The following is a 24,038-nucleotide window of genomic DNA, read 5'->3' on the forward strand; positions in this document are numbered from 1 at the left end:
ACTGTTGCAGGCACAACCTATGCGATCGGCTCAACCGCGGTATTAGCAGAAGGTGAGTTAACCTTAAATGCTGATGGTAGTTACAGTTTTGTACCGAATGCAAATTATAACGGCCCAGTCCCGGTCGTCACCTATACGGTGGTGGATGGTGTCGGTGATGCAACAGATTCAACCTTAACTATTTCAGTGACGCCAGTGTCTGATTTACTTGATGATAGTGAAGTGGTCAGTGTTGCAGAAGATACAACAGCCACCGGTAATGTCTTAGATAATGCGAGTAGCACTGATGGCCCATTGTCGATCACCGAATTCAGTATTGGTGGTGTGACTTATACTATTGGCTCAACTGCGGTAGTAGCGGAAGGTGAGTTAACCTTAAATGCTGATGGTAGTTACAGTTTCGTACCAAATGCAAATTACAATGGCCCCGTACCGGTCGTCACGTATACGGTGCTAGATGGTGTCGGTGATGCAACAGATTCGACGTTAACTATTTCAGTGACACCGATCAACGACGCACCATTAGCAACAGATGATAGTTTTGTTGTTGAAGAAGGAGGTATCGTAACGGGTAATATTATTAGTCATGATGATGGTGACGGTATAATTGATAATGATGGTGGTGATGGTTCAGTATTGCTAATAACGCAAGTTAACGGTGTAGATCTAGTATTTGATGCTAATGGTAATGCAACAATTAGTATTGATGGTGGCATTTTAATTATTAATGCACAAGGTGACTTCTCATATGAGAATAGTCAAGGTTTTATTAACAACTCTAGTTATCCTAGTTTTGATTATACTTTAAGTGATGGAACAGATATTGATATTGCCACAGTGACTATTACGGTGAGTGATACGTCACCTGATGCTGTAGATGATAATAATTATATTTCATACTACGACAATAATGGCTTAAGTATTGGCCGCGGCGTTCGAGGCAATATAATTAACCGAGCTAGTTCGGGTGATAGGTCGGACTCATCCGACGATGGTACTATTACTTTGACACAAATTGAATATGAAGGGCAGATGTATGTGTTTGATTCCAATCATACGTCTTTTACAATAGTGACTGATTTTGGTACGTTAGTTATTAATGATACTGGAGCTTATACCTTCAGATTAGCATCAGGTATAGATATTAATATTATTCCTCCATTGTTACAATTTACCTATACCATACAAGATGGTGATGCGTTAAGCCCTGAAACTGATGAAGCAACACTAACGATCAACCTCACTCATCGAGTATCTAGCAATAACCTAGAAGATCCCACATCTTCTGATGGTGCACTTATTGATTTATCTGCCAGTGAACATAATGCTGACGTTGTACTCAATCCTGAGATAGTATTAGTTAATACTAATGATGAATATGTCATTGAATATGACTTAGATGATTTACTAATCGAAGAAACTAATATCAACTTTGAGGAGTCTATAACGATTGTCGATACTTCAGCAGATAGCGGGTTAGATTTAGCTGGAGGCAATGAGAGTATTGATTTGCCTATTGACGATTTAATCGAAGTAGAGAGCGTGGAGAATATTGTAGGAGAGTTTGATATTGTTCCTATTGTAACTAATAGTTTCTTAGACAAAGGTGCAACACTTATCAGTGATACACCTCCAGAGGCTACACCATTACCAATTGATCTTGACCCTATAGATACTTTATAATCGAAAAGAGAATATTTGTAAATGATTTCAATGGTCTAATGATATAGTATATTAATATGTCATTAGACTGTCGTTTGTTTTAAAGGATCAAATAATTCGTGCAATCAACTGTATCACCATCAAGTCAATGGAAAATTCACGCTTCTCAAAAATTAGGTGTCGATCCGTTATTAGATAGCCTTGTACTGCTAACTGAGCATTTTGGTAATCCATGTTCTGCTGATGCACTTTCTGCTGGCTTGCCTCTTACAAGTACAAACTTAACACCTGAGCTTTTACCACAAGCAGCATCTCGTGCTGGTTTAAGTGCAAAACTTGTGCGTAAAGGTTTGAATGAATTACCTTCCATGCTCCTTCCTTGCATTCTAATGCTAAAAAATAAAAAAGCCTTAGTTCTTCAAGAGCTCGATAGTGAAAAAAATGAAGCGATTGTTTCTTTACCTGAAACAGGAGGTAAAGCGCAACTGACTATTGAAGAATTGGAATCAAACTTTGTAGGCTATTTATTTTTAATTAAACAGCAATACAGAGGTGACAGAAACTTTGACGTTCATATTGAGAACTCCAATGAACATTGGTTGTGGCAAAAAATTAAAAATACATCATCAATTTACCGTGATGTAATCATTGCATCGGTAATGATAAACCTATTTGCGTTAGTTTTACCTCTCTTTATCATGAATATTTATGACAAAGTAGTACCTAACTTAGCTTTCGAGTCACTTTGGGTATTAGCTGTTGGTGCCACTATCGCTTACATATTTGACTTGATTTTAAAACAATTACGCGCTTATTTGATTGATGTGGCAGGAAAGAAAATTGATATTGAAGTATCTTCGAAATTGTTTTCTAAAGTCATTGGCGCTCCACTTGAAAAGCGATCGTTAAGTGTTGGAGGTATGGCGAAACAACTCAGCGAGTTTGATAGTATCAGAGAATTTTTGTCTTCTGCGACAATCAGTGCTTTAGTTGATTTACCTTTTGCTATTCTTTTTATGCTATGTATTTGGTTAGTTTCTGGTGATCTTGTGATGTTCCCACTCATAGCTTCAGTCTTGATCATCGGTTACACCTTACTAAATCAATCTAAGTTGCGTAAAGCTATAGATGAAAGTAACCGCTTTTCTAGCCTGCGACATGGGCATCTAATTGAATGTTTGAGTTCCTTAGAATCCATTAAAGCAAATGGTGCTGAAGGTGTTGTACAAAATGCATGGCAACAGATGATTGGGCATACAGCAACCTGGTTACTTAAATCTAAAATGATCACTAACTCAGTATTAAATTTTGCTAGTTTTATTGTGCAAATATCTATCATTTGTGTTGTAGTTTTGGGGGTTTACCGTGTATCAGATAACTTAATTTCAATGGGGGGAATTATTGCTGCAGTGATGTTAACTGGCAGAGCGATATCACCTATTGCAAAACTTGCAGGTCTAATGACTCGCTCAAATCAAACTTTCAGTGCACTAAAGCAGCTTGATACATTAATGGCTCAAGAAGGTGAATTTGAAGATAAAGCGCACTTAGTTAGTCGTACAACACTGTCGGGCAGTATAAGTGCAGATAATATTAGTTTTACCTACCCCAGTAGCGATCAGCGCTCTTTACACTCAATGTCACTAAACATCAAACCGGGAGAAAAAATAGCAATTGTTGGTCATAATGGCTCAGGTAAGACTACTTTAGCAAAGTTATTGTTAGGTCTATATCAGCCAACGAAAGGTACAATACAATTTGATGGTTTAAATCATCATCAAATTCATCCCAGTGATTTGCGCCGTAATGTTGGCTATTTACCCCAAGACATAACACTATTTCACGGCACTATACGTGATAATATTCTTTTTGGTACCCGACAAGTCACTGAATATCAATTGATAAGAGCTGTGCAGCTCTCGGGTGTTAGTGTGTTCACAGACAATGATAGCCAAGGACTCGATCAACAAGTAGGAGAAAGTGGTAGTTCATTATCTCGTGGTCAGAGACAATCGATTGTTTTAGCAAGGGCGATACTCAACTCGCCTCAAATTTTACTATTAGATGAGCCTACAGCCAGCCTCGACGCACGGGCAGAAAAGCAATTTATTCAATCTATCAATGCGACAGCTCAAAATAGAACGATGTTGTTAATTACACATAAAATGGATCTGTTAAAGTTAGTTGATCGTATACTTGTTTTAGAAAAAGGAAAGTTAATTATTGATGGTCCAAAAGATGCCGTGTTAACGCAACTAAAAGCAGGTAAATTTAATCAAGAGTTAAACACATGAAAGTTAGTCAACAAGATCTAGAAATGGCTGATGATGTTTATGGGGCTCTGTTAACAGAAGTACCAAGTTTGCATCGTTTAACGATTTGGGCAATGGCCGCGTTGATTATATGTTTTTTGATTTGGGCATATTTTTCGGCACTACAACAAGTCACCTCAGGTACGGGAAAAGTAATCCCTTCTACACAAGTACAAATTATTCAAAGTCTAGATGGTGGAGTATTGCAAAAACTTTTTGTGCAAGAAGGTATGCAGGTCAAGAAAAATCAACCAATCGCTAGTATTGATGACACGCGTTTCAGATCTGATTTTGCAGAACAAAAGCAAGAAGTCGATAGTTTAAGAGCTAATGTTATTCGACTTCGAGCTGAACTATCGAGTATCTTAATAGGTAATAATACCCAATGGCAGCGACAAATAGAAATCAAAAAAAATATTCCAGTTTATCCGAAAGACTTGGAACAAAACGCACAATTGCTGGTGGTAAGACAAAAAGAAGAATACTCTGAAAGACTTGATAATTTAATTAACCAACTCGCTATTCAAGAGCAAAAAATACAACAAAAAGAGCAAGAAGTAGAAGAACTAAACTCAAAAATTAGTACACTACAGATTAGTTATAAAATAGCTAATAAAGAACTTGATTTGACTAAGCCGTTAGCAGAGAAGAATATAGTTTCAAAAATTGAACTTTATAAATTAGAACGTAGTGTCAATGATCTTAAAGGCGAGTTAAGTGCCGTACAATTGTTATCTCCTAAGTTAAAATCAGCTTTGCAAGAGTCGATATTAAATCGCAGAGAAACAGTGCTGGTGTATAGATCGGAAACAAGAGCTGAGCTTAATGAATTACAAAACAAATTATCGCGAATTAATGAATCACAAGTCGGTGCACAGGATAAGGTTACTAAAGCATTAATATTATCTCCTGTTGTAGGGACAATTAAAACAATAAAAATAAATACCTTAGGTGGTGTTATAAAGCCTGGAGAAACAATAGCTGAAATTGTTCCAACAGAAGATAAACTGATGATCGAAGCAAAAATAAAGCCACGTGATATTGGGTTTATTTATCCTGGTTTACCTGCAGTTGTAAAAATCACTGCTTATGACTTTGCACGTTATGGCGGTTTAACGGGTAAAGTTGAACATATCAGTGCCGACACAACACTTGATGAAGACGGTAACAGTTTTTATTTGATAAGGGTTCGTACACAAGCATCAAGCATTAAAAATAAGCAAGGGGAAGAAATGCCTATTATTCCAGGTATGTTAACACAAGTTGATGTGATCACAGGTAAACGAACAATTTTGGAATATATCTTAAATCCTATATTAAGGGCGAATGAAGCCGCGCTAAGAGAACGATAACGCTTAATTAATAATAAGAAAAGTATGGAACATTTATGAATAGCTTTATGTTTATTTTAAATAAAAAAACAATATTGAGTGTGTTAGCTTTATCCTCATTCTACTCTGTCAATCTCAATGCGCAGAGCTTAGAACAAGCCGTTGCTAGTGCACTCGATAGTCATCCTGATATACGTCAAGCTTTTGCACGCTTTAAAGCGAAAGAAGAAGATGTTAATCGCGCATCTGCAGGTTATTTACCGACTATTGACCTAACGGCAGGCTATGGCTATGAGTATACAGATACCCCTTCAAATAGAAGATCTAACGATACTGGAAAAACAGAATTAGCCCGTGGTGAATTTGGTCTGAGTATTAAGCAAATATTGTTTGATGGTATGTATACCAGTAGTGAAGTCGATCGTACTATGTTTGAAGCAAGCGCAGAGCAATGGACATTACTCGCTAGTGCTGAAGATCTTGCTTTACAAGTAAGTAAAGCCTATTTGAACTACCTCAAAACAGATCAGTTGATTAAGTTATCAGAAAACAACATTGCATCGCATCAAGAAATTTATGAGCAAATAAAAGAACGAACAGATTCTGGGTTAGGTAATATTGCTGACTTGTCGCAGGTAACTGGTCGTTTAGCACGAGCTCAGTCGAATATGATATCAGCGCGTAATAATCACCTTGATGCCAAAACACAATTTATCCGTTTAACTAACGTACAACCAGAAAATCTTGTGTTACCAGTACCTGATGCCAATATGTTACCAAAAGATAAAAGCACTGGCTTAAGTTTAGCGATTAAGACTCATCCTGTGATCAAATCAGCTCAACAAGATATTAAAGCAGCAAGCTCATTTAAAACCGCAGTGCAATCTAATTATTTTCCAAAATTATCATTAGAGTTAGCAGCTAATTCTGATAATGATATTGCCGGAGAGAGCGGTATAAATAGACTTGGCCCCGATGTTGGAGGACACAGAAATGATGTCACTGCAATGGTGCGATTAAGGTATAACTTTTACTCTGGAGGTAAAGACATCGCTAATGAACGAAGTGCAGCCTATAAAGTATCAGAAGCTAAAGAAATTAATTATAGCGCTCATCGTCAAGTCACTGAAAGTTTTGGTTTAGCATGGAATGCTTTTGAAATGTTAGCCTTACAAAAAAAATATATTAAACAACACGTTATTACAGCTAAAGATACCCAAGTGGCTTATAAGCAGCAGTTTAATATTGGCCAACGAAACCTATTGGATTTACTTGATACAGAAAATGAATTGTTTCAAGCACGTAAAGACTATTTAGATGCTAGTTTTAATGAATTAAGTGCTAGGTATCGCTTATTAAATGCAACAGGGCAGTTACTCGATTCATTAAGAGTAACGCGATCATCGGCTTGGAAAGGCGAACATGAATATGGGCAAGGAGCATACCATGAATAAACTTGCATTGACCGAGCAAATAACCCGGTGTAAATATTTATCAATTATATTTAGCGCAATATTTATTATTGGTTGTGCTGATACTCATATCGTGACCTTAAAGGCACCTGTTGAGCAATTACAAAATTTGGATGATTATGATAACGATGGAGTTATTAAAGCGCGTGATAAATGTGCTGAAACTCTACTGGGAGCAGCTATCAATAATGATGGTTGTGGTATCAAAAATGCTCAAATTGTTCCTTTTGAAGTCGATATCAAATTCGCTAATAATTCTTTTGTGATCCCGAATTCAGCTTATATAGAAATACAAAAATTAGCTAAAATCTTGAATGAACAACAAGACATTAATATTTTAATTGAAGGACATAGTAGTAAGATAGGCAGTGCATTAGTTAATAAAACTTTATCTGAAAATCGTGCAAAAGCTGTGGCAAACATTTTGATAAATGACTTTGATATTGATGAGGCACGAGTTTCTTCAATTGGTTATGGTTATGAACGTCTGAAAAAAGTTGGAGACAGCGAAGAATCGCATGCAGAAAATCGTCGTATTATGGCCAATTTATCATATACGAAAAATGTTGATGAAATTAAATGGACCATCTATACGGTAGATGAAACTAATTAACTTTTAATGATTGATATAAAAGCAAAAAAAACCTTAAGCTTGATGTTGTCTAGCTATATGCTTTTGATAACGCTGTTGTGCGCAAGGGATATTTTTGCTCAAGCTACTCAAACCCTCGATGAGAAAAAAATCATTTTATCGCTAGAAGAACATTATGGTAAAAGGGCGAGTAAAAGAGGAAAGGCTTGGTTTAAATTAATGCGAAATAACATTGATACTTCAGCGCAAGAGAACTTATCGAAAGTAAATCAATTTTTCAATATGTTTAGGTTTATTGATGACAGTAAACTTTGGGGGGTCAGTAATTATTGGGCGACCCCTATTGAGTTTATTGGTGTTAATGGCGGAGATTGTGAAGATTACTCTATTGCCAAATACTTCACATTATTGGAACTAGGTATACCAGATGAAAAGATGAGGATCACTATGGTTAAAGCGATAGAACTAAATCAGTATCATATGGTGCTAGCATATTATGAAACACCAAGTGCCATGCCATTAATCTTAGATAATCTTGATGGCAATATTAAACCGGCGAGTGAGCGTAACGATTTGATCCCCATCTATAGCTTTAATGCAAGTCAGCTTTGGCTAAATAAAGAAAAAGGACGTGGGATCCTTAGCGGAAATTCTTCACAACTCAAGCTTTGGCAAAACTTGAGACAGCGTATAAACAGTGCAAAACTGAAACAACCTAAGTTAAAAACGGAGTTTTAAGAATATGACCCTCTCTAGAGAAATAAACTCATTACTATTTGGACTATTTTTATTAGTAATGTCAAGTCTAGTTTATTTTCAATTTGCACAAACTCGTGATTTTATGAAGCAACAAATGTCCTCTGACTTAAATAACACGATAACATCGTTGGGGTTGATGCTAAAACCACATATAGAGACTGGCGATATGGCGACTGCTGAAACGTTAGTTAATGTTATTTTTGAAGGTGGATTTTATCGAAAAGTTACCTTGAAATGGTTAGTTGACGGTAAGGAACAGGTTTGGGAAAACCCTGTTATTATTCAAAATGTACCTCAATGGTTTATTAATTTAGATTTATTTGAAGAGCAATCTAAACAAAGCTTAATTACCTCCGGTTGGATGCAATTAGCAACATTAGAAGTTTCCGGACATCCAGCACTTGGCTACCAAGAATTATGGCGAGTAATGAACGATACTATAATGGTGTTATCGTTTCTGTTTATCTGTTCAATTATTGTTATCAGAATTAGATTAAATCGTATTTTAAAACCACTACATAAAGTCGCACTACAAGCCAAAGAAATTGCACAGCGTAAATTTGGACATGATATTGACCTGCCAAAAACAACAGAATTGAGAGATGTGGTGGGGGCTATAAATTCAATGTCTGGTCAGTTAAAGCAAATATTTACTAGATTAGACGAAGAAGTCAATGAATTAAAAGAAGACAAACTCATTGACCAAGTCTCCGCATTACCTAACCGAGAATATTTATCTGGGCAAATTAATAATTGGCTAAATGAGCCCGGCTTTGGTGGTCTTATTCTAGCAAAGTTTGACTGGCTTGAAGATATTCATAATAAATATGGATACCAAGGTCGAGATGAAGTTATTAGGGTGTTGTCTAATAGAATGAAGACAGAGTTGCCTGAGATTACTGAAAGTATTATTGCGCGTATTACAAAAACTGAATTTGCTTTTTTGATCACTAAAGCAGAACACCATAAAATAGGTGTTTATTTACAGTCATTGATTAGAATAGTTAATCAGGAGCTTATAAAAGCAGGCTGTCCAGCAAACACTGGATTTGCCTTGGGCGTAAGTCAGCGAATAGACAACATGGATAGTTCAGATTTACTGTCGCAGTCAGATAACGCGTTACAACAAGCACAACGAGAAAATAAAATAAGTCATTGGATTGATGCTGATCAACCACAAAAATATAGTCGTGAACAATGGCGCAGCAAGCTTGTTGATGCAATTCATAACAACCATTTTATTTTCCAATGGCAAGCTATTTTAAATATAAATAATAAAAAGGTCTTACAACGAGAAATTTACTGTCGGTTAAATATTGATGAGCAAATTGTCACAGCATCTGAGTTTATGCCTTTTATTGAGCTTTTATCCTTAGGTTCGCAACTTGATAGATGTTTATTGAATACCATTGAGCAGAAAAATATTCTCGGGCTAGCTAAACAGGGGGTGGCGATCAATTTAACTCATGACAGCCTACAGGATCCAGAATTTATTTATTGGCTTGATGATTTCTTAAAGCGATCAGCATACCCGGAACGTATATTATTTGAAATTCCAGAGTCTGCAGCAATAAACTCGTTTGAAAACTGTTCTCAATTAGCCGAAATAGTTCGGTCCGCTGGTGCGAAAATAGGTATTGATCAATGTGGTCGCCAAATCGGCTCTTTGGAGTACTTACAAAAAATACAACCGCATTATATTAAACTTGATCAGTCATTTGCTTATTATGAAAAATTAAATCAGAGTAAAGAGCTATGCCGTGCATTATTAAATGTAGCTAAAGGTTTAAAAATTGAAGTGATAATTACTGGCATAGAAGACGAAGCACAATTAACTAATTTTAGTTCATTAAAAGCTGATGGTTATCAAGGCTATATATCCCCACTGGAAGATGTGTAAATAACAAAAATAATTTAGATTGTTTGTTATAAGTGCCAATAAAGCTTAAGTATTTTAAGTTTAATTTTTTAAACACATTGTTATATTAGAATGTAAAAAGCCAGTTAATTAACTGGCTTTTTACATTTTTTAGACTGCACCTGTTATGGGGTAGTAAAAACCTATAACAAACTGTCTAAAGTTAATTCCATCATACCTTTAAAGGTCGTTTCACGTTCATCTGCTGTTGTTTGCTCACCTGTTTTGATGTGATCGCTGACAGTCAAAACCGTTAACGCTTTTTTGCCATACTCGGCTGCAACACCGTATAAACCAGCGGCTTCCATTTCAACAGCTAAAATGCCGTATTTTTCCATTAAAGCAAACATTTCAGGTTGCGGTGTATAAAATAAGTCCGCAGTAAAAATATTACCCACACGTACGTCTTTACCCGTTTTTTCGGCTGTTTTAACTACTTTGTGTAATAAATCAAAATCGGCGGTGGCAGCAAAATCGTAACCATTTAAGCGTGAACGATTAACATTTGAATCGGTACTTGCTGACATGCCAATAATAATGTCACGAACTTTTATGTCATCACGTACTGCACCACAAGAGCCAATACGAATAATACTTTCTACGCCGTAATCTTTATAAAGTTCTGTCGCGTAAATTGAGATAGAAGGGATGCCCATACCTGAGCCCATTACTGAAACGGGTTTACCTTTATAGGTACCGGTATAACCAAACATATTACGTACACGTGTTACGCATTTTACGTCTTCAAGAAAGTTATCTGCAATATATTTTGCGCGTAATGGATCGCCCGGCATAAGTACCGTTTTGGCGAAATCGCCGTTGTTTGCTTCTATATGTGCTGTTGCCATGAGTGTTAACCTTTGTTAATGGTGTTTCAATCACAGTAAGTTTCTAGCCATTGCTGATAATTTTGCATTCAGCCGCTATCAAGGGTGTTTTACTGATATGTCTTTTAAATTTTTAAAGTTGAATTCTAACTGAAAAAGCGCTCTATGATCCAGTGATAACCGACACTACCTATATAAATGCCGAAAATTCCAGCAATACCTGATAAAACAGGTGGTGCAGGGATTGGCAATTTGAGTAATGAAAATACTAAACCGACAACAATGCCCGTTATTGTCGCAATAATAACTTCAAACACGTGTACTCCTCGTTGATTGTTAATCGCATATTTTAACCTGATATTAACAAGCGCAACAATCAGTACTAAGCGTTATCTTGTACTTTTTGCTTTAATGCTGCTTTTTCGCTCGGTGATAAAAAGCTTGCAGTTAGAGCGTTTTCTTGTAGTTGCTGTATTTCTTTGTCATTAAAGCCTAGCGTTTGACGAGCGAGGCGATATTCATTTTTAAGTTCAATACCTTGAACACTTGGATCATCTGTATTTAGACAAACTAATAGATCTTTGGCTAAAAACTGCTTAATAGGGTGCTGTGACAAGTCTTTTATTGTACCGGTCTGAAAATTTGACGTTAAGCATGACTCGATGGCAATGTTATTTACTCGCATAAAATCCATTAACTTTTCATCTTGATGACAAGCTACACCATGCCCGATTCTCTTGGCATGTAATTGGTTGATTGCCTGCCAAATACTCTCTGGCCCAGCAGCTTCACCTGCATGTACGGTAACATTGAGTTGCGCTTTTTGTACTTGTTTAAAATGATCAACAAACAACTCACCAGGAAAGTTATATTCATCACCTGCAAGGTCGATGGCAATTAAATGTTGTTTATGAGTAAGGAGTGCATCAAGCTCGGCCTGGCATTTTTCAACACCAAAGGTACGACTTAAAATACCGATAAGATTAATTTTTACGTCGTATACTTTACATGCTGCATTAATGCCATCAACAACCGCGGCAACAACATCTGCAACCACTAGATTATTGTTCATTGCCATATAATAAGGCGAGAAGCGCAGCTCGGCATAATGAATACCCGCATGAAAAGCATCTTCAACATTCTCATAGGCGATACGCTTACAGTCATCCAAGGTCTTGAGAACCGCTACGCCCCAATCAAGTTTACTGAGAAAAGCCAGTAAATCGCTTTCACTACCTTGAATTTGTACATGTGGAATAAAGGCTTCAAAATTTGTTTCAGGCAAAACAATATTATGTTGTTGTGCTAATGCCCAAATAGTTTTTGGGCGAATATTACCGTCCAAATGACGGTGTAAATCAATTAAAGGTAAGTGAGAATGGGTCATAGTTATTGGCAACCTATATGAATGTGTTTTATGAAAAATCGACCAAAGTATTATAGAACTAAGCTGATTAACTTTACTCATTTGTCGAGTAATTTTATTATACCGCTTTTTTCGTATTTTATGTTGCTATTAGGCTGACAACACTGATAAATTATATTTGGGATTGATCATCTAGGTGTCTAGACGTAAATAAAAATTATTCGCAGTATAAAGAGAAAATATTATGGTTGCACAAACCGACGACGTTCGTATTAATAAAATCAAAGAACTTTTACCTCCTATCGCTTTATTAGAGCGATTTCCTTCATCAGAACAAGCAACAAAGTCGGTGTTTGCTGGCAGAAATGCCATCAGTAAAATTTTTAATAATCAAGATGATCGCTTACTCGTGGTTATTGGTCCTTGTTCGATACATGATCCTGAAGCGGCATTAGAATATGGTCAGCGTTTAGTTAAATTACGTGAAAAATATCAAGATACACTCGAAATTGTTATGCGTGTTTATTTTGAAAAGCCCAGAACAACGGTTGGTTGGAAGGGACTTATTAACGACCCTTATATGGATAATAGCTTTAAGCTTAACGATGGTTTGCGTATTGGTCGTAAGTTATTATTGGATTTAAATAATCTAGGTTTACCAACGGCGGGCGAGTTTTTAGATATGATCACTCCCCAGTATATGGCTGATTTTATGTGTTGGGGAGCAATTGGCGCACGTACCACTGAAAGCCAAGTACATCGTGAACTTGCCTCTGGTTTATCTTGTCCTGTTGGCTTTAAAAATGGTACTGATGGAACGATTAAGGTCGCGATTGATGCTATTGGCGCAGCCAGTGCGTCTCACCATTTTCTATCCGTAACAAAGTATGGTCATTCCGCTATTGTGGAAACAACAGGTAATGAAGACTGCCATATTATTTTACGTGGTGGTAAAACAACAAATTATGATGCCGAAAGTGTTAAAAGTGTGACTGAACAATTAAGCCAATCAAAGCTAAATACTCATATAATGATTGATTTTAGCCACGCCAATAGTAGTAAGAAGTTTGAAAATCAAATGCTAGTTTGTCGAGACGTATGCCAACAGATGGCTGAGGGTAATCATGATATTTTTGGTGTGATGGTTGAAAGTCATTTAGTTGAGGGGCGTCAAGATTTAATTGAAGGTAAAGCGCCTACTTATGGTCAAAGTATCACTGATGCTTGTATTGGATGGCAAGACACAGAAACCTTGTTGGCTGAACTTGACCAGGCTGTTGTGCAGCGTCGAGAAAAATCCTAAACAAAACCATCAAGGGCACTAATATTAGTGCCTGCCTCATAACTTTATAAAGCGTAAAAATAGTTGACTGTCTCTACTTTTACGCTTATCGACATTACTCACCTTAATTACTCAATCTTGCAGAGCTTACAGCACCCCTAATTAAGTAATATAAATTCTGTATTTATAAAGCAAGGTTATCTGCATTGTCTTGACGTTAGCCCATAGTGTTATCGGCAATGTCACCGTTTATCGTAGAAAACTTGCTATTCATCGTTGCTTGCAAAAAATAATGTAAAGCAGTGTAAAGAACATTGTTTGCCTTAATGCCGAGTCATATTATAGTTAACCAATGTTCAATGCTAAATACATGATATCAATTATATTTTAATCATTGATAAATTAAGTATATTAGCATTTAAGTTGTTTACCGTTATTTGCATAACCCATAAGGCTCGACTGTAGTTTTTCAAACCTCAATTGCCTTAAGTGTCGACTGGTAAAATGACGTTGTTTGTATCTGTGAGGAAAGATTTTGAAAGTTCGTTCTAATAGCGTTACTAACAAGCTAGATAAGATAAGAAAATCTAGCCAAAAGTTAAGGAAAATTCCGCTGCTCAAGCATAATAGCGTTACGGTTACTATACTTACCGTATTGCTCAGCGCTTGCAGTACGCCTAGCGGCTTATCTGATAATAAGGCCAAAAACAGCCTTAAGGAAAATATGCCAGCACAATGGCAAGCACAGGCACCACAAGCTAATCCCGTGAGTGCTGTGTCAGACAATTGGATAAAAAGCTTTGGTGATCAAGCCTTAGAGCACATGATCACACACGCATTAACGCATAATTTTCAATTAAACGCTGAACGTTATAATGTGCAACTTGCTAAAGCGCGTTTAAAGGTTAGCATGACAACCGATTTTCCAGAATTATCGTTGTCATTGGATAATGCAAGACGTAAACAGGTACTTGATACTACAACCAGTTATCAAACTAGCGCAGATGTTAGTATTGATCTGCGGTATGAATTAGATTTGTGGGGTAAGTTATCCGATCAACAAAACCAAGACCGATTAAATTATGCCGCAGCGCAAGCCAATTTCAAGGAAAGCAAACTTAACCTCGTCGCGAATATCAGTAAAGCTTGGTTTGATTTTATTCAAGCACAACAACTGCTGAATTTATATCAAGAACGCGCAGAAAATTTGCAACGTAATTTGGCAATGATCCAATCGTCATACCAACTTGGATTAAATGATGCACTCGATGTCTATCTGACCAAAAACTCCGTTAACCAAGAACTTGCACGTGTTGCAGAGCAACAACAAACACTACAATCAACGAGTAGGGCACTTGAGCTGTTGTTAGGTAATTATCCACTGGCTAAACAAGTGACGAAGCAAAGTCTGCCCGTGATTAATGATGAGATTGCACTAGGTTTACCTGCTCAATTATTAACCCGGCGAACTGATATACAAGCTGATTGGCTAGCGCTATTGGCCTTAGATGCAGGGCTTGCTGTTGCACACAAACAACGCTTCCCAAGCTTTAATTTAAATGCCAGTGTTAGTGATGGTGCAGATGAACTTAGTGATCTGCTCAATGGTGGCGCTTTAGCGTGGTCACTTATCGGTAGTATCACAAGTCCTTTATTTAATGCAGGCCGTCTTGAGTCACTTGAGTATCAAGCCCGATTAACCGTAGAACAAAAAGAGCAAGAATATTTACAGCAGGTTTATCAAGCTTTTGCTGAAGTTGAAAATAGCATCAGTGAACGAGATTCACTAAATCAGCGCTATGCTTATTATGTAACCGCGCAAGAAAATGCTTTAGCAGCAGAAAAACTATCATTTGATCAATATTTGCGTGGATTAGTGACCTACACGACAGTGCTTGAGTCACAACGACGCTCTTTTGACGCGCAAACCACAGTGATACAACTTACCAATCAGTTATTACAAAATCGTGTAGAAATTTACCGTGCACTAGGGGGCAATTACCTTGATGAAAGCCTGCAAGCACAACAACAATCTAAGAGTGAAAATAGCTTATTACAAGCAGCGTTAACTCAGCCAATAAACATGGATAAATGATGTCAGTAAAAATAAAAAAACTACTCCCAATTATTGTTTTATCTGCGTTGGTATTCGCAGCATATATCGTTACCAGTAACCCGCCAACAGCGAAACGTGGACGACCCAGTTCTACACCACAATTGAGTGTACAAGTGCAAAAACTTACGCGAAGTGATTTGGCGCTAACCATTGATAGCTATGGCACCATTCAACCGCGTACGCAAAGTAAATTATTACCTCAAGTGTCAGGACAAATTATTCGTATTAGTCCAAAGTTTAGAGCCGGTGGTTTTTTCGAGCAAGGTGATGTTTTAGTACAATTAGACCAACGTGATCTACTTGCTGAAGTGAAAATAGCTCAAGCAAGCTTATTTAGTGCTAAACAAAACCTAAGTGAAGAGCAAGCACGTGTTGAACAAGCTAAACAAGACTGGCAACGCTTAGGTAACAGTGAGCAAGCGCCTGACCTGGTATTGCGTAAACCTCAATTGCTAGCAGCACAAGCCACGGTCTTTTCTGCCGAAGCAAGTTTAGCAAAGGCTAAGCTCGCGCTTGAACGCAGTAATATTGTTGCACCTTATTCTGGCCGAATTTTAAGTAAATCGGTAGATGTTGGGCAAGTAGTTAGTGTTGGTACCGAGTTAGCAGAAATATATGCTATTGATTATGTTGAAATTCGTCTGCCATTAAAAAATAAAGACTTGCCTTACATGATATTGCCGGAAAGCAATCGCTTTGAAGAAGAGTCTGTTCAAGAGCAACCTGCAGTGACCATTTATTCTGATCTTGCAACACGTCAAAGTTGGTTTGGGACAGTGGTTCGTACCGAAGGTGCTTTTGATGAAGCTTCGCAGCAGTTATTTGTTGTGGCACAAATAGATGATCCATATGGTAAAAATGATAGCGATAGTATGCCATTGAAAATTGGGCAATATGTCAGTGCAAAGATTGACGGTAAGGTTATCAAAGCAGCATTAACTATCCCAAATCGCGCTATTTACCAAGGTACTTATGTTTATGTTGTAGAAGATAACATACTAAAAAGAAAGGATATTGTTATTGCATGGCAAAATGATGACGTAGCCATGATAAAATCAGGTTTAGAGGCAAACCAGTTATTAGTACTCACGCCATTAGGTCAAGTGACCTCAGGGACTATTGTCAACGTTAGCAGTATTGATGGTAAAGCGCTCACAAATCAGGGTAAGCCTAAAAAGCGAATGAATGAGGGCAAAAAAACACAAGGTAAAAATAATGCTGCTGATAAAGGCAAAGATCGCACTAAAAAAGCTAAAGGAGCTGAGTCATGATAGCTTGGTTTGCAAAAAATCATGTGGCGGCAAACCTGTTGATGATCAGCATTTTGTTGGCGGGTATATTTTCAATAAAAAGCAGTATTCCGTTAGAAGTTTTCCCTTCATTTGAATCTGAAATCGTTAATGTCACTGTCGTATTGCGCGGCTCAACTCCTGAAGATGCAGAGCAAGGTGTTGCCATTCGAATTGAAGAAGCCGTACAAGACTTGGAAGGTATTGAAAAAATTACCAGTACTTCAGTTGAAGGGGCTGCAACGGTTCGAATCGAAGCTGACTCATCAACGGATGTTCGTGATTTACTTGCTGATATAAAAAGCCGTGTAGATGCGATTAATACTTTTCCAGTCGACGCAGAGAAGCCTGTTATTGCAATCGCTCAGCGAATTCGTGATGTGATCTCAGTTACCATTTCATCGGAATATGGTGAAAAAGAAATACGTGAATTTGCAGAGCAAGTTCGTGATGACTTGTTACGTATACCGCAGATCACCCAAGTGTCGCTTGACGCTGTGCGTGACTATGAAATTAGTATTGACGTAAACCAAAGCAAACTTGAGCAATATCAGCTGACCCTTGCGGAAATCTCGACGGCTATTAGTAACAGCTCTGTCGATATTTCAGCCGGTAATGTGCGTACTGACGGTGGCGATGTCTTAGTTAGAAATATTGGCCAAGCTTATCGACGTGATGAATTTGAAAAAGTGGTGATCAAAACCAATACTGACGGCACCTTTTTATATTTAGAAGATATTGCGCAAGTAACTGATGGCTTCGAAGAAACACCTTTAAGGGCGCGCTTCAACGGTCAGCAAGGGGCATTGATTGATGTTTTCCGTATTGGAAATCAAAGCGCTATTGATGTCGCTGATGCGGTAAAAAACTATATTGATGAACGTCAAGACACTTTACCACAAGGGTTTAAATTAAGTTACTGGGATGATAACTCTGAAATTGTTAAAAGCCGTCTAAATACTTTGATCACGAATGCCTTGCAAGGGGGATTTTTGGTGTTGCTATTATTGACGCTATTTCTCCGTCCATCTATCGCATTTTGGGTATCAATTGGTATACCGGTGAGTTTCATGGGCGCGTTTATTGTTATGCCATTTTTTGATATTTCGATAAATATTATGAGCTTATTTGGCTTTATATTAGTGCTAGGTATTGTGGTAGATGATGCCATAGTCACCGGCGAAAATATTTACCGTCATAGCCAAACCGCATCTAGTGGTATTGAAGCGGCAATCAAAGGCACGGAAGAAGTCGCAACTCCCGTCACCTTTGGTATTTTAACCACGGTTGCCGCATTTTTACCGTTAGCATTTATAGAAGGACAACGTGGCGCCTTATTTGCGCAAATACCCGTTATTGTTATTCCTGTTTTGTTGTTTAGTTTAATAGAATCTAAATTTGTTTTGCCTTCACATTTAAAGTCATTACGGCTACGAAGCGAAAGCACGAAACAATCAAGGTTTAGCGTTTGGCAACAAGGTTTTGCTGATGGTTTTGAAAACGCTATTCTTAAATATTACAAACCCTTGTTAGCGATAGCGATCAGAAACCGATTAACCACTATCGCATTATTTGTCGGTGTGTTTATCTTAATCTTGGCATTTATTATGAGTGGTTGGACACGCTTTGTGTTTTTTCCTCGCATAGCGAGCGAAACTGCTCGTGGTGATATTACCATGCCAGTTGGAACAAGTTTTGATGTGGTTGATTCTTACGTTGATAAAATGTCTAAAGCTGCTAAAACCTTACAAGATAAATACCGTGATGAAAACGGTGACAGTATTATCTTAAATACCTTAGCGATCACGAGCGACGCGAAAGGTCGTGTACGTTTTGAAATATTACCTGCAGATGAAAATGACAGTGGAATTGGTACTGCACAATTAGTCAAAGAGTGGCGAGCGTTAATTGGTCCACTGCCTGGTGCTGAAAGCGTTACCTTTCGAGCCGAAATTGGCCGGGGTGGTGATCCAATCGATATTCAACTTTCAGCGACAGACTTAAAAACATTGGAGAAAGTTGCTGAAGAGGTAAAAGCACGGATCCGTACTTATCCAACGGCATTTGAAATTGCTGACAGTTTATCTAACGGTAAAGAGGAATTACAAATTGAATTGACGGCGCAAGGCTATGCCATGGGAATGAGCAATGCATCGGTAACGCGACAAGTACGTGACGCTTACTTTGGCTCACAAATACAGCGTATTCAGCGTGGGCGTGATGATGTAAGAGTAATGTTGCGTTTTCCATTATCGGAGCGGCAGTCGATTTCAAAGCTCAATGATATGTTAATTAATACACCTACAGGTGGCAAAGTGCCGCTGTCACATGTAGCGACATTAAAACCGGGTAAAAGTGCATCAGCTATTAAACGTATTGATCGATATCGCACGGTTAATGTCACGGCTGATATTGATAAAAACACTACAAATATGACGATATTAAACGCCGATCTTAATCAATTTTTAACTGAATTGATGAGTAAATATCCGGGAGTAACTTATAGCCTTGAAGGTGAGGCTCGAGAACAAGCAGACTCATTTAGCAGCCTTGCTTGGGGATTAGTGTTTGTATTTTTTATTATTTATTGTTTATTGGCGATACCGTTTAAATCTTATATTCAACCGTTAATTGTGATGTCAGTGATCCCTTTTGGTGCTATTGGCGCAATTGTTGGTCACTGGATCATGGGGATGGATTTAACCATTATGAGCTTATTAGGCTTGATGGCTTTAATAGGAGTGGTGGTTAATGATAGTTTAGTTTTGGTTGATTTTATTAATGCCAAAGTACGTTTAGGTGAGAAAGCCCATGATGCGGTATTAATGGCTGCGCAATCACGGTTTCGACCTGTTATGTTGACCTCATTAACAACTTTTATTGGTTTAATGCCTTTATTATTTGAGAAGGCAACACAAGCACAGTTTTTAATACCTATGGCGGTTTCACTTGGTTTTGGCATTATATTCGCTACGTTTATCACTTTAATACTTGTCCCAGTGAATTATTTATTGGTTGAAGATATGAAAAGGCTTACGTCGCGCGGTAAAGAAAAGTTAGTTCGACAGTTAACTTAACTTATGGCTAGCTTTCGATAACGCACAGAGTTTAAGCGAGTGACATTTTACATTGTCATTCGCTTAACAATCGTTAAACTATCAATTAAATACAATCAAAATATAAGGCAAAAAAAATGGCAGATAATCACGCGCCAGAAGAAACCATATTTTCCAAAATTATTCGCCAAGAAATTCCAGCACCGTTACTTTTTCAAGATGAGCTTGTTACTGCATTTCGTGATATCACCCCGCAAGCGAAGAGCCACATTTTAATTGTACCCAACAAACTTATACCAACGGTTAATGATATCGAGACAGAAGACGAATTAACGATTGGCCGGATGTTTACCGTCGCAAAGAAATTGGCAAAAGAAGAGGGAATAGCTGAAGATGGTTATCGTTTGATCATGAACTGTAGAGAGCATGGCGGCCAAGAAATTTATCATATCCATATGCATTTAGTTGGCGGACAACCATTAGGGCGTATGCTAGCACCGAAGTAAACTTGCATGTAACACGGTGATTTAATGCTAAAGTAATTAAGTCAAGATAATCCAATCTAACTTATACCGTAAAATTAAGCTTTTCCACTGTACATTTAAATAAATATTGTTAGTATGCACACCGAACCAAGGGGTGCCTTGAAATCGTTAATGATTTTGATGGCTGAGATGCGAAGCGAACCCTTAGAACCTGAACCGGATAGTACCGGCGTAGGAATGGTTACGCTAATCGCCTTCCATTCTGTATCATTACATTTTACTGTTAGCTTGTGCGACAGCTATGATGATACAGTTTGTTAACGAACAGCTCTCTAACTTCCCACATGCCGGATCCCATAACGACTTCTTAATCGAATCTATGAGATCATAATGAATATTTGTAAATCTGCCTTATCAATTGCCATAACCACTGCTTTATGCTCTTTGCCAAATTTATCTCAGGCTAATACATCTGATGATATTGAACATATCACTGTCACCTCGAGCTTCAAAAAACAATCGCTAGCGCAAGTACCCACGAGCGTTGCTGTTATTGATCAACAACAAATTAATGATCAAGCCATTCAGCACTTTGAAGAGTTAATTACAGGTGTCGCAAACTTAAATTTCTCTGGTGGTACTTCACGGCCTAAATACCTGCAAATAAGGGGAGTTGGTGAGCGTTCAGAATATCGTGGTGCTCCAAATGCTTCAGTGGGCTTTATTGTTGATGATATAAACCTTTCAGGTTTAGGCATGGCGGCTTCTATGTATGATGTTCAACAAGTTGAAGTGTTGAGAGGTCCACAAGGCGCGCGTTTTGGTGCTAATGCACTCGCAGGATTAGTGTATATCAAATCAAACGATCCAAGCCAAACACCCGAGCATGGCTTTAAGGCGACGGTTGGAAATGACGATTTATTTACCCTTGCCGGTTATAGCTCAGGGGCTATTAGTGATGCTCTCAGCTATCGTGTATCGCTAGAGCAACATCAACAAAATGGCTACCGTGATAATATCTACCTCGGTCAAGATGATACCAATGCTATTGACGAGTTTTCAGGTAAATTTAAACTGCGTTACCTGGCAAATGACGATTTAACAATCGACTTAACTTACCTTTTTGCCGATAACGATAATGGCTTTGATGCTTGGACATTAGATAATAATGGTTTTGACACCTTAACTGATGATCCAGGTAAAGATACGCAAAAATCACACGGTACGGCATTAAAATTTAGCTATCAAGGTTTTGCGTTTGCGACTTTTGAAGCCATTGGTAGCTATACCACAACTAACCATCAACATGCCTATGACGGTGACTGGGCAAATGATGAATACTGGGCCAGTAAATCATGTGCTGACGATGATGCTATTGTACCTTGTGATTACAACTATTTATGGGATAAAAAAGCTGAAAGGGATGTTTGGTCACAAGAGTTTCGATTAATTTCTAACGAATCATCTCGTATCTTTGATAATACAACCGCATGGTTAGTAGGTAGCTATCTTAGTGAGCTCGATGAGAGCAATGATTTAGACTCATCATATAATGGTTGGCCTGATGAAGTGTTAACATCTGAGTACACGGCTAACAACTACGCCATTTTTACCCAATTAGACAGTGTTTTAGCCTATGGTCACCAAGTTTCTTTTGGTCTACGTGTAGAAAGGCGCTCAGTAGAATATACCGACAGTATTGGTGATGAATTTGATCCGTCGGAAACCATGTGGGGCGGACATATTGCATTAAGTAAAGCCATCAACAGTCAGCATTCTGCCTACGTTCGTTTAGCGAAAGGTTATAAAGCGGGCGGATTTAATATGGGATTGCCTGAACCGTTACGCCAATATAAAGAATTTGATACTGAAACATTGATCAACTACGAGTTGGGATTGCAGTCGAGCTTATTAGATAATACATTAAACACTCGCTTAGCGTTATTTTATATGGACCGTAAAGATCAACAAGTTAACGCGTCTCAACAAAACCCTGATAAGCCACAGCAATTTACTATCTATACTGCAAATGCTACTAGTTCAAACAGTTATGGTTTAGAGCTTGAATTGAACTATCAAGTCACTAATAATTTAACCATTGACTCAACGGTGGGTTATTTAAACGCCAGTTATGACAATTATGCTTATATGGATAAATACGGAAGTTCTATTGATATTTCAGGCCGTGAATTGGCACATGCGCCAAACTATACTTTTAGCTTAGGGGCAACATATCGCAATGATGACGGTTTGATGGCCAATTTTCAGTGGTCAGGTAAGGACGATTTTTATTTTTCTGATAGCCATAGCGAAAAATCAACAAGCTCAAACTTGTTGAACGCGAAAGTAGGCTATGAGTTTGCTGATTGGTCAGTTTCACTTTGGGCGAGAAACCTAACAGATGAAAAAGTGGCTACCCGTGGCTTTTTCTTTGGTAATGAACCCGATCTAGACTGGCAAGCCAAGAAGTATGTTCGCTACGGAGCACCGAGACAAGTAGGACTAACGGTCGATTATAATTTCTAATTTGCCTACAAATTAGATGAAATACGGCCTTGTTGACAGTAAATACTCAACAAGGCTTGTTAATTTAACCAAATCATTGGAAATAAATAGCCATATGAAAATCTCTATTGAAATTAGTTTGTATCCATTAGCTGAAGAAAAGTTTAAAACTGAAATTTGGTCGTTTATTAAACGCTTACGATTAGTTGAAGGCTTAGATGTGGTCACTAATGGGATGAGTACACAAGTTTTTGGCGATTATGACTTAGCGACTAGTCATGTCATGGCTGAAATTAAACACGTACATCAAACCTTAAATGCGGCGGTATTTGTTTGTAAATTTATTGGCGGTGATCGCTCAGTTGTTGAAGCCGAATCATAATGGCTAATTTCGCCAGTGCAGCCAGTGAAATAATGACTTATTTTACTACGTTACCCGCATTAGAGTTGATTGCTGTTGCCGCATCTTTGTTGTACGTTCTGTTAGCCGCAAAAGGTAATATCTGGTGTTGGCCTGCCGCTATATTGAGTACAGTCTTGTACACAGTAATTTTTTATGACGTCTATTTATGGATGGATAGCGCACTGCAATTGTATTATCTATTGATGGCCGTTTATGGTTGGTTTTGCTGGCAGAAAAACACCCAGAGTAAAAGTACAGCCGCTAAAGTACTCCTTTATAGTCAATGGTCGCTGCAACGTCATAGTATAGCAATTCTGGTACTAACTTTATTGTCGATAATGCTTGGTTGGTTAATGGCAACCTATACACCAACACATTTTCCTTATCTTGATAGTGCAACAACGGTTTTTGCGGTATTTGCTACTTATTTAGTGACCCAAAAAGTACTAGAAAATTGGTTATATTTTATTGTCATAGATTTTGTTTCAATTTATCTTTATATCGAAAAGTCATTGATTCCTACCGCGGCACTGTTTGCTGCTTATGTTGTTTTAGCCAGTTATGGTTATTGGCAATGGCGTAAAAAATATAAAGAACAATTAAATCAGAATACTACTGAGCTTTATCGTCATCAGTCCGTAACCGGATAAAGCGCTATTACTG

Annotated in this window: 18 protein-coding genes and 1 riboswitch; of the genes, 15 read left to right on the forward strand and 3 right to left on the reverse strand. The window is 37.8% G+C overall.

The genetic code is table 11. The annotated features are described in order from the left end of the window. The 7 genes from B0169_RS18385 to B0169_RS18415 form a co-directional block, all read left to right on the forward strand. On the forward strand, positions 1-1,683 hold a 1,683-nt coding region (locus tag B0169_RS18385), incomplete at its 5' end, for a tandem-95 repeat protein (protein ID WP_143323602.1). A 98-nt stretch (positions 1,684-1,781) separates the two neighbouring features. Next, entirely contained in the window at positions 1,782-3,956 is a 2,175-nt protein-coding gene (locus B0169_RS18390) for a type I secretion system permease/ATPase (protein WP_077288370.1), read from the forward strand. Then, positions 3,953-5,326 carry an HlyD family type I secretion periplasmic adaptor subunit gene (locus tag B0169_RS18395; RefSeq protein ID WP_077288371.1) on the forward strand — a complete coding sequence of 458 codons (1,374 nt, stop codon included), beginning with the start codon at positions 3,953-3,955 and terminating at the stop codon, positions 5,324-5,326. The genes B0169_RS18390 and B0169_RS18395 overlap by 4 nt, the downstream gene beginning before the upstream one ends. Before the next feature lie 35 nt (positions 5,327-5,361). Continuing rightward, entirely contained in the window at positions 5,362-6,759 is a 1,398-nt protein-coding gene (locus B0169_RS18400) for a TolC family outer membrane protein (protein ID WP_077288372.1), read from the forward strand. After that, positions 6,752-7,390 (forward strand): OmpA family protein, encoded by a 639-nt coding sequence (locus tag B0169_RS18405; protein WP_235838637.1) that lies wholly within the window; start codon positions 6,752-6,754, stop codon positions 7,388-7,390. Before B0169_RS18400 ends, B0169_RS18405 begins: the two co-directional genes overlap by 8 nt. Before the next feature lie 6 nt (positions 7,391-7,396). Beyond that, positions 7,397-8,107 (forward strand): transglutaminase-like cysteine peptidase, encoded by a 711-nt coding sequence (locus tag B0169_RS18410; RefSeq protein WP_143323603.1) that lies wholly within the window; start codon positions 7,397-7,399, stop codon positions 8,105-8,107. A gap of 4 nt (positions 8,108-8,111) precedes the next feature. Beyond that, complete coding sequence (locus B0169_RS18415; RefSeq protein ID WP_077288373.1) at positions 8,112-10,028, forward strand: bifunctional diguanylate cyclase/phosphodiesterase; 1,917 nt, start codon at positions 8,112-8,114, stop codon at positions 10,026-10,028. Positions 10,029-10,189: 161 nt separating this feature from the next. On the opposite strand, the gene deoD is transcribed toward B0169_RS18415, so the two are convergent. From deoD to add, 3 genes are all read right to left on the reverse strand, one after another. Further along, on the reverse strand, positions 10,190-10,894 hold the full coding sequence (gene deoD, locus B0169_RS18420) for a purine-nucleoside phosphorylase (RefSeq protein WP_077288374.1): 705 nt from the start codon (positions 10,892-10,894) through the stop codon (positions 10,190-10,192). 125 nt (positions 10,895-11,019) lie between these two features. Then, a complete protein-coding gene (locus B0169_RS18425; RefSeq protein ID WP_077288375.1) occupies positions 11,020-11,190 on the reverse strand; it encodes a XapX domain-containing protein in 171 nt (56 codons plus the stop codon). Positions 11,191-11,255: 65 nt separating this feature from the next. Then, a complete protein-coding gene (gene add, locus B0169_RS18430; RefSeq protein ID WP_077288376.1) occupies positions 11,256-12,260 on the reverse strand; it encodes an adenosine deaminase in 1,005 nt (334 codons plus the stop codon). 223 nt (positions 12,261-12,483) lie between these two features. Here add and aroG point away from each other — a divergent pair, with 223 nt between their 5' ends. The 8 genes from aroG (at position 12,484) to pnuC (ending at position 24,025) form a co-directional block, all read left to right on the forward strand. After that, complete coding sequence (aroG, locus tag B0169_RS18435) at positions 12,484-13,542, forward strand: 3-deoxy-7-phosphoheptulonate synthase AroG (protein ID WP_077288377.1); 1,059 nt, start codon at positions 12,484-12,486, stop codon at positions 13,540-13,542. Positions 13,543-14,056: 514 nt separating this feature from the next. After that, positions 14,057-15,616: an efflux transporter outer membrane subunit gene (locus tag B0169_RS18440; RefSeq protein ID WP_158077130.1), complete on the forward strand. Its 1,560-nt coding sequence runs from the start codon at positions 14,057-14,059 to the stop codon at positions 15,614-15,616. Then, the gene (locus B0169_RS18445; protein WP_077288379.1) at positions 15,616-16,908 is read left to right on the forward strand and encodes an efflux RND transporter periplasmic adaptor subunit; all 1,293 of its coding nucleotides are present in this window, start codon (positions 15,616-15,618) and stop codon (positions 16,906-16,908) included. Before B0169_RS18440 ends, B0169_RS18445 begins: the two co-directional genes overlap by 1 nt. After that, complete coding sequence (locus B0169_RS18450; RefSeq protein WP_077288380.1) at positions 16,905-20,003, forward strand: efflux RND transporter permease subunit; 3,099 nt, start codon at positions 16,905-16,907, stop codon at positions 20,001-20,003. Before B0169_RS18445 ends, B0169_RS18450 begins: the two co-directional genes overlap by 4 nt. Before the next feature lie 116 nt (positions 20,004-20,119). Next, positions 20,120-20,488 carry an HIT domain-containing protein gene (locus B0169_RS18455; protein ID WP_077288381.1) on the forward strand — a complete coding sequence of 123 codons (369 nt, stop codon included), beginning with the start codon at positions 20,120-20,122 and terminating at the stop codon, positions 20,486-20,488. Between the two features lie 119 nt (positions 20,489-20,607). Further along, a riboswitch (TPP riboswitch) is annotated at positions 20,608-20,722 on the forward strand. 135 nt (positions 20,723-20,857) lie between these two features. After that, positions 20,858-22,993: a TonB-dependent receptor gene (locus B0169_RS18460; RefSeq protein WP_077288382.1), complete on the forward strand. Its 2,136-nt coding sequence runs from the start codon at positions 20,858-20,860 to the stop codon at positions 22,991-22,993. A 94-nt stretch (positions 22,994-23,087) separates the two neighbouring features. Next, complete coding sequence (locus tag B0169_RS18465) at positions 23,088-23,354, forward strand: hypothetical protein (RefSeq protein WP_077288410.1); 267 nt, start codon at positions 23,088-23,090, stop codon at positions 23,352-23,354. Continuing rightward, positions 23,354-24,025, forward strand: a complete 672-nt coding sequence (gene pnuC, locus B0169_RS18470; RefSeq protein WP_077288383.1) for a nicotinamide riboside transporter PnuC — start codon at positions 23,354-23,356, stop codon at positions 24,023-24,025. The genes B0169_RS18465 and pnuC overlap by 1 nt, the downstream gene beginning before the upstream one ends. Positions 24,026-24,038 lie beyond the last annotated feature (13 nt).

It is taken from the genome of Cognaticolwellia aestuarii, from assembly GCF_002000025.1.
Lineage (GTDB): Bacteria > Pseudomonadota > Gammaproteobacteria > Enterobacterales > Alteromonadaceae > Cognaticolwellia > Cognaticolwellia aestuarii.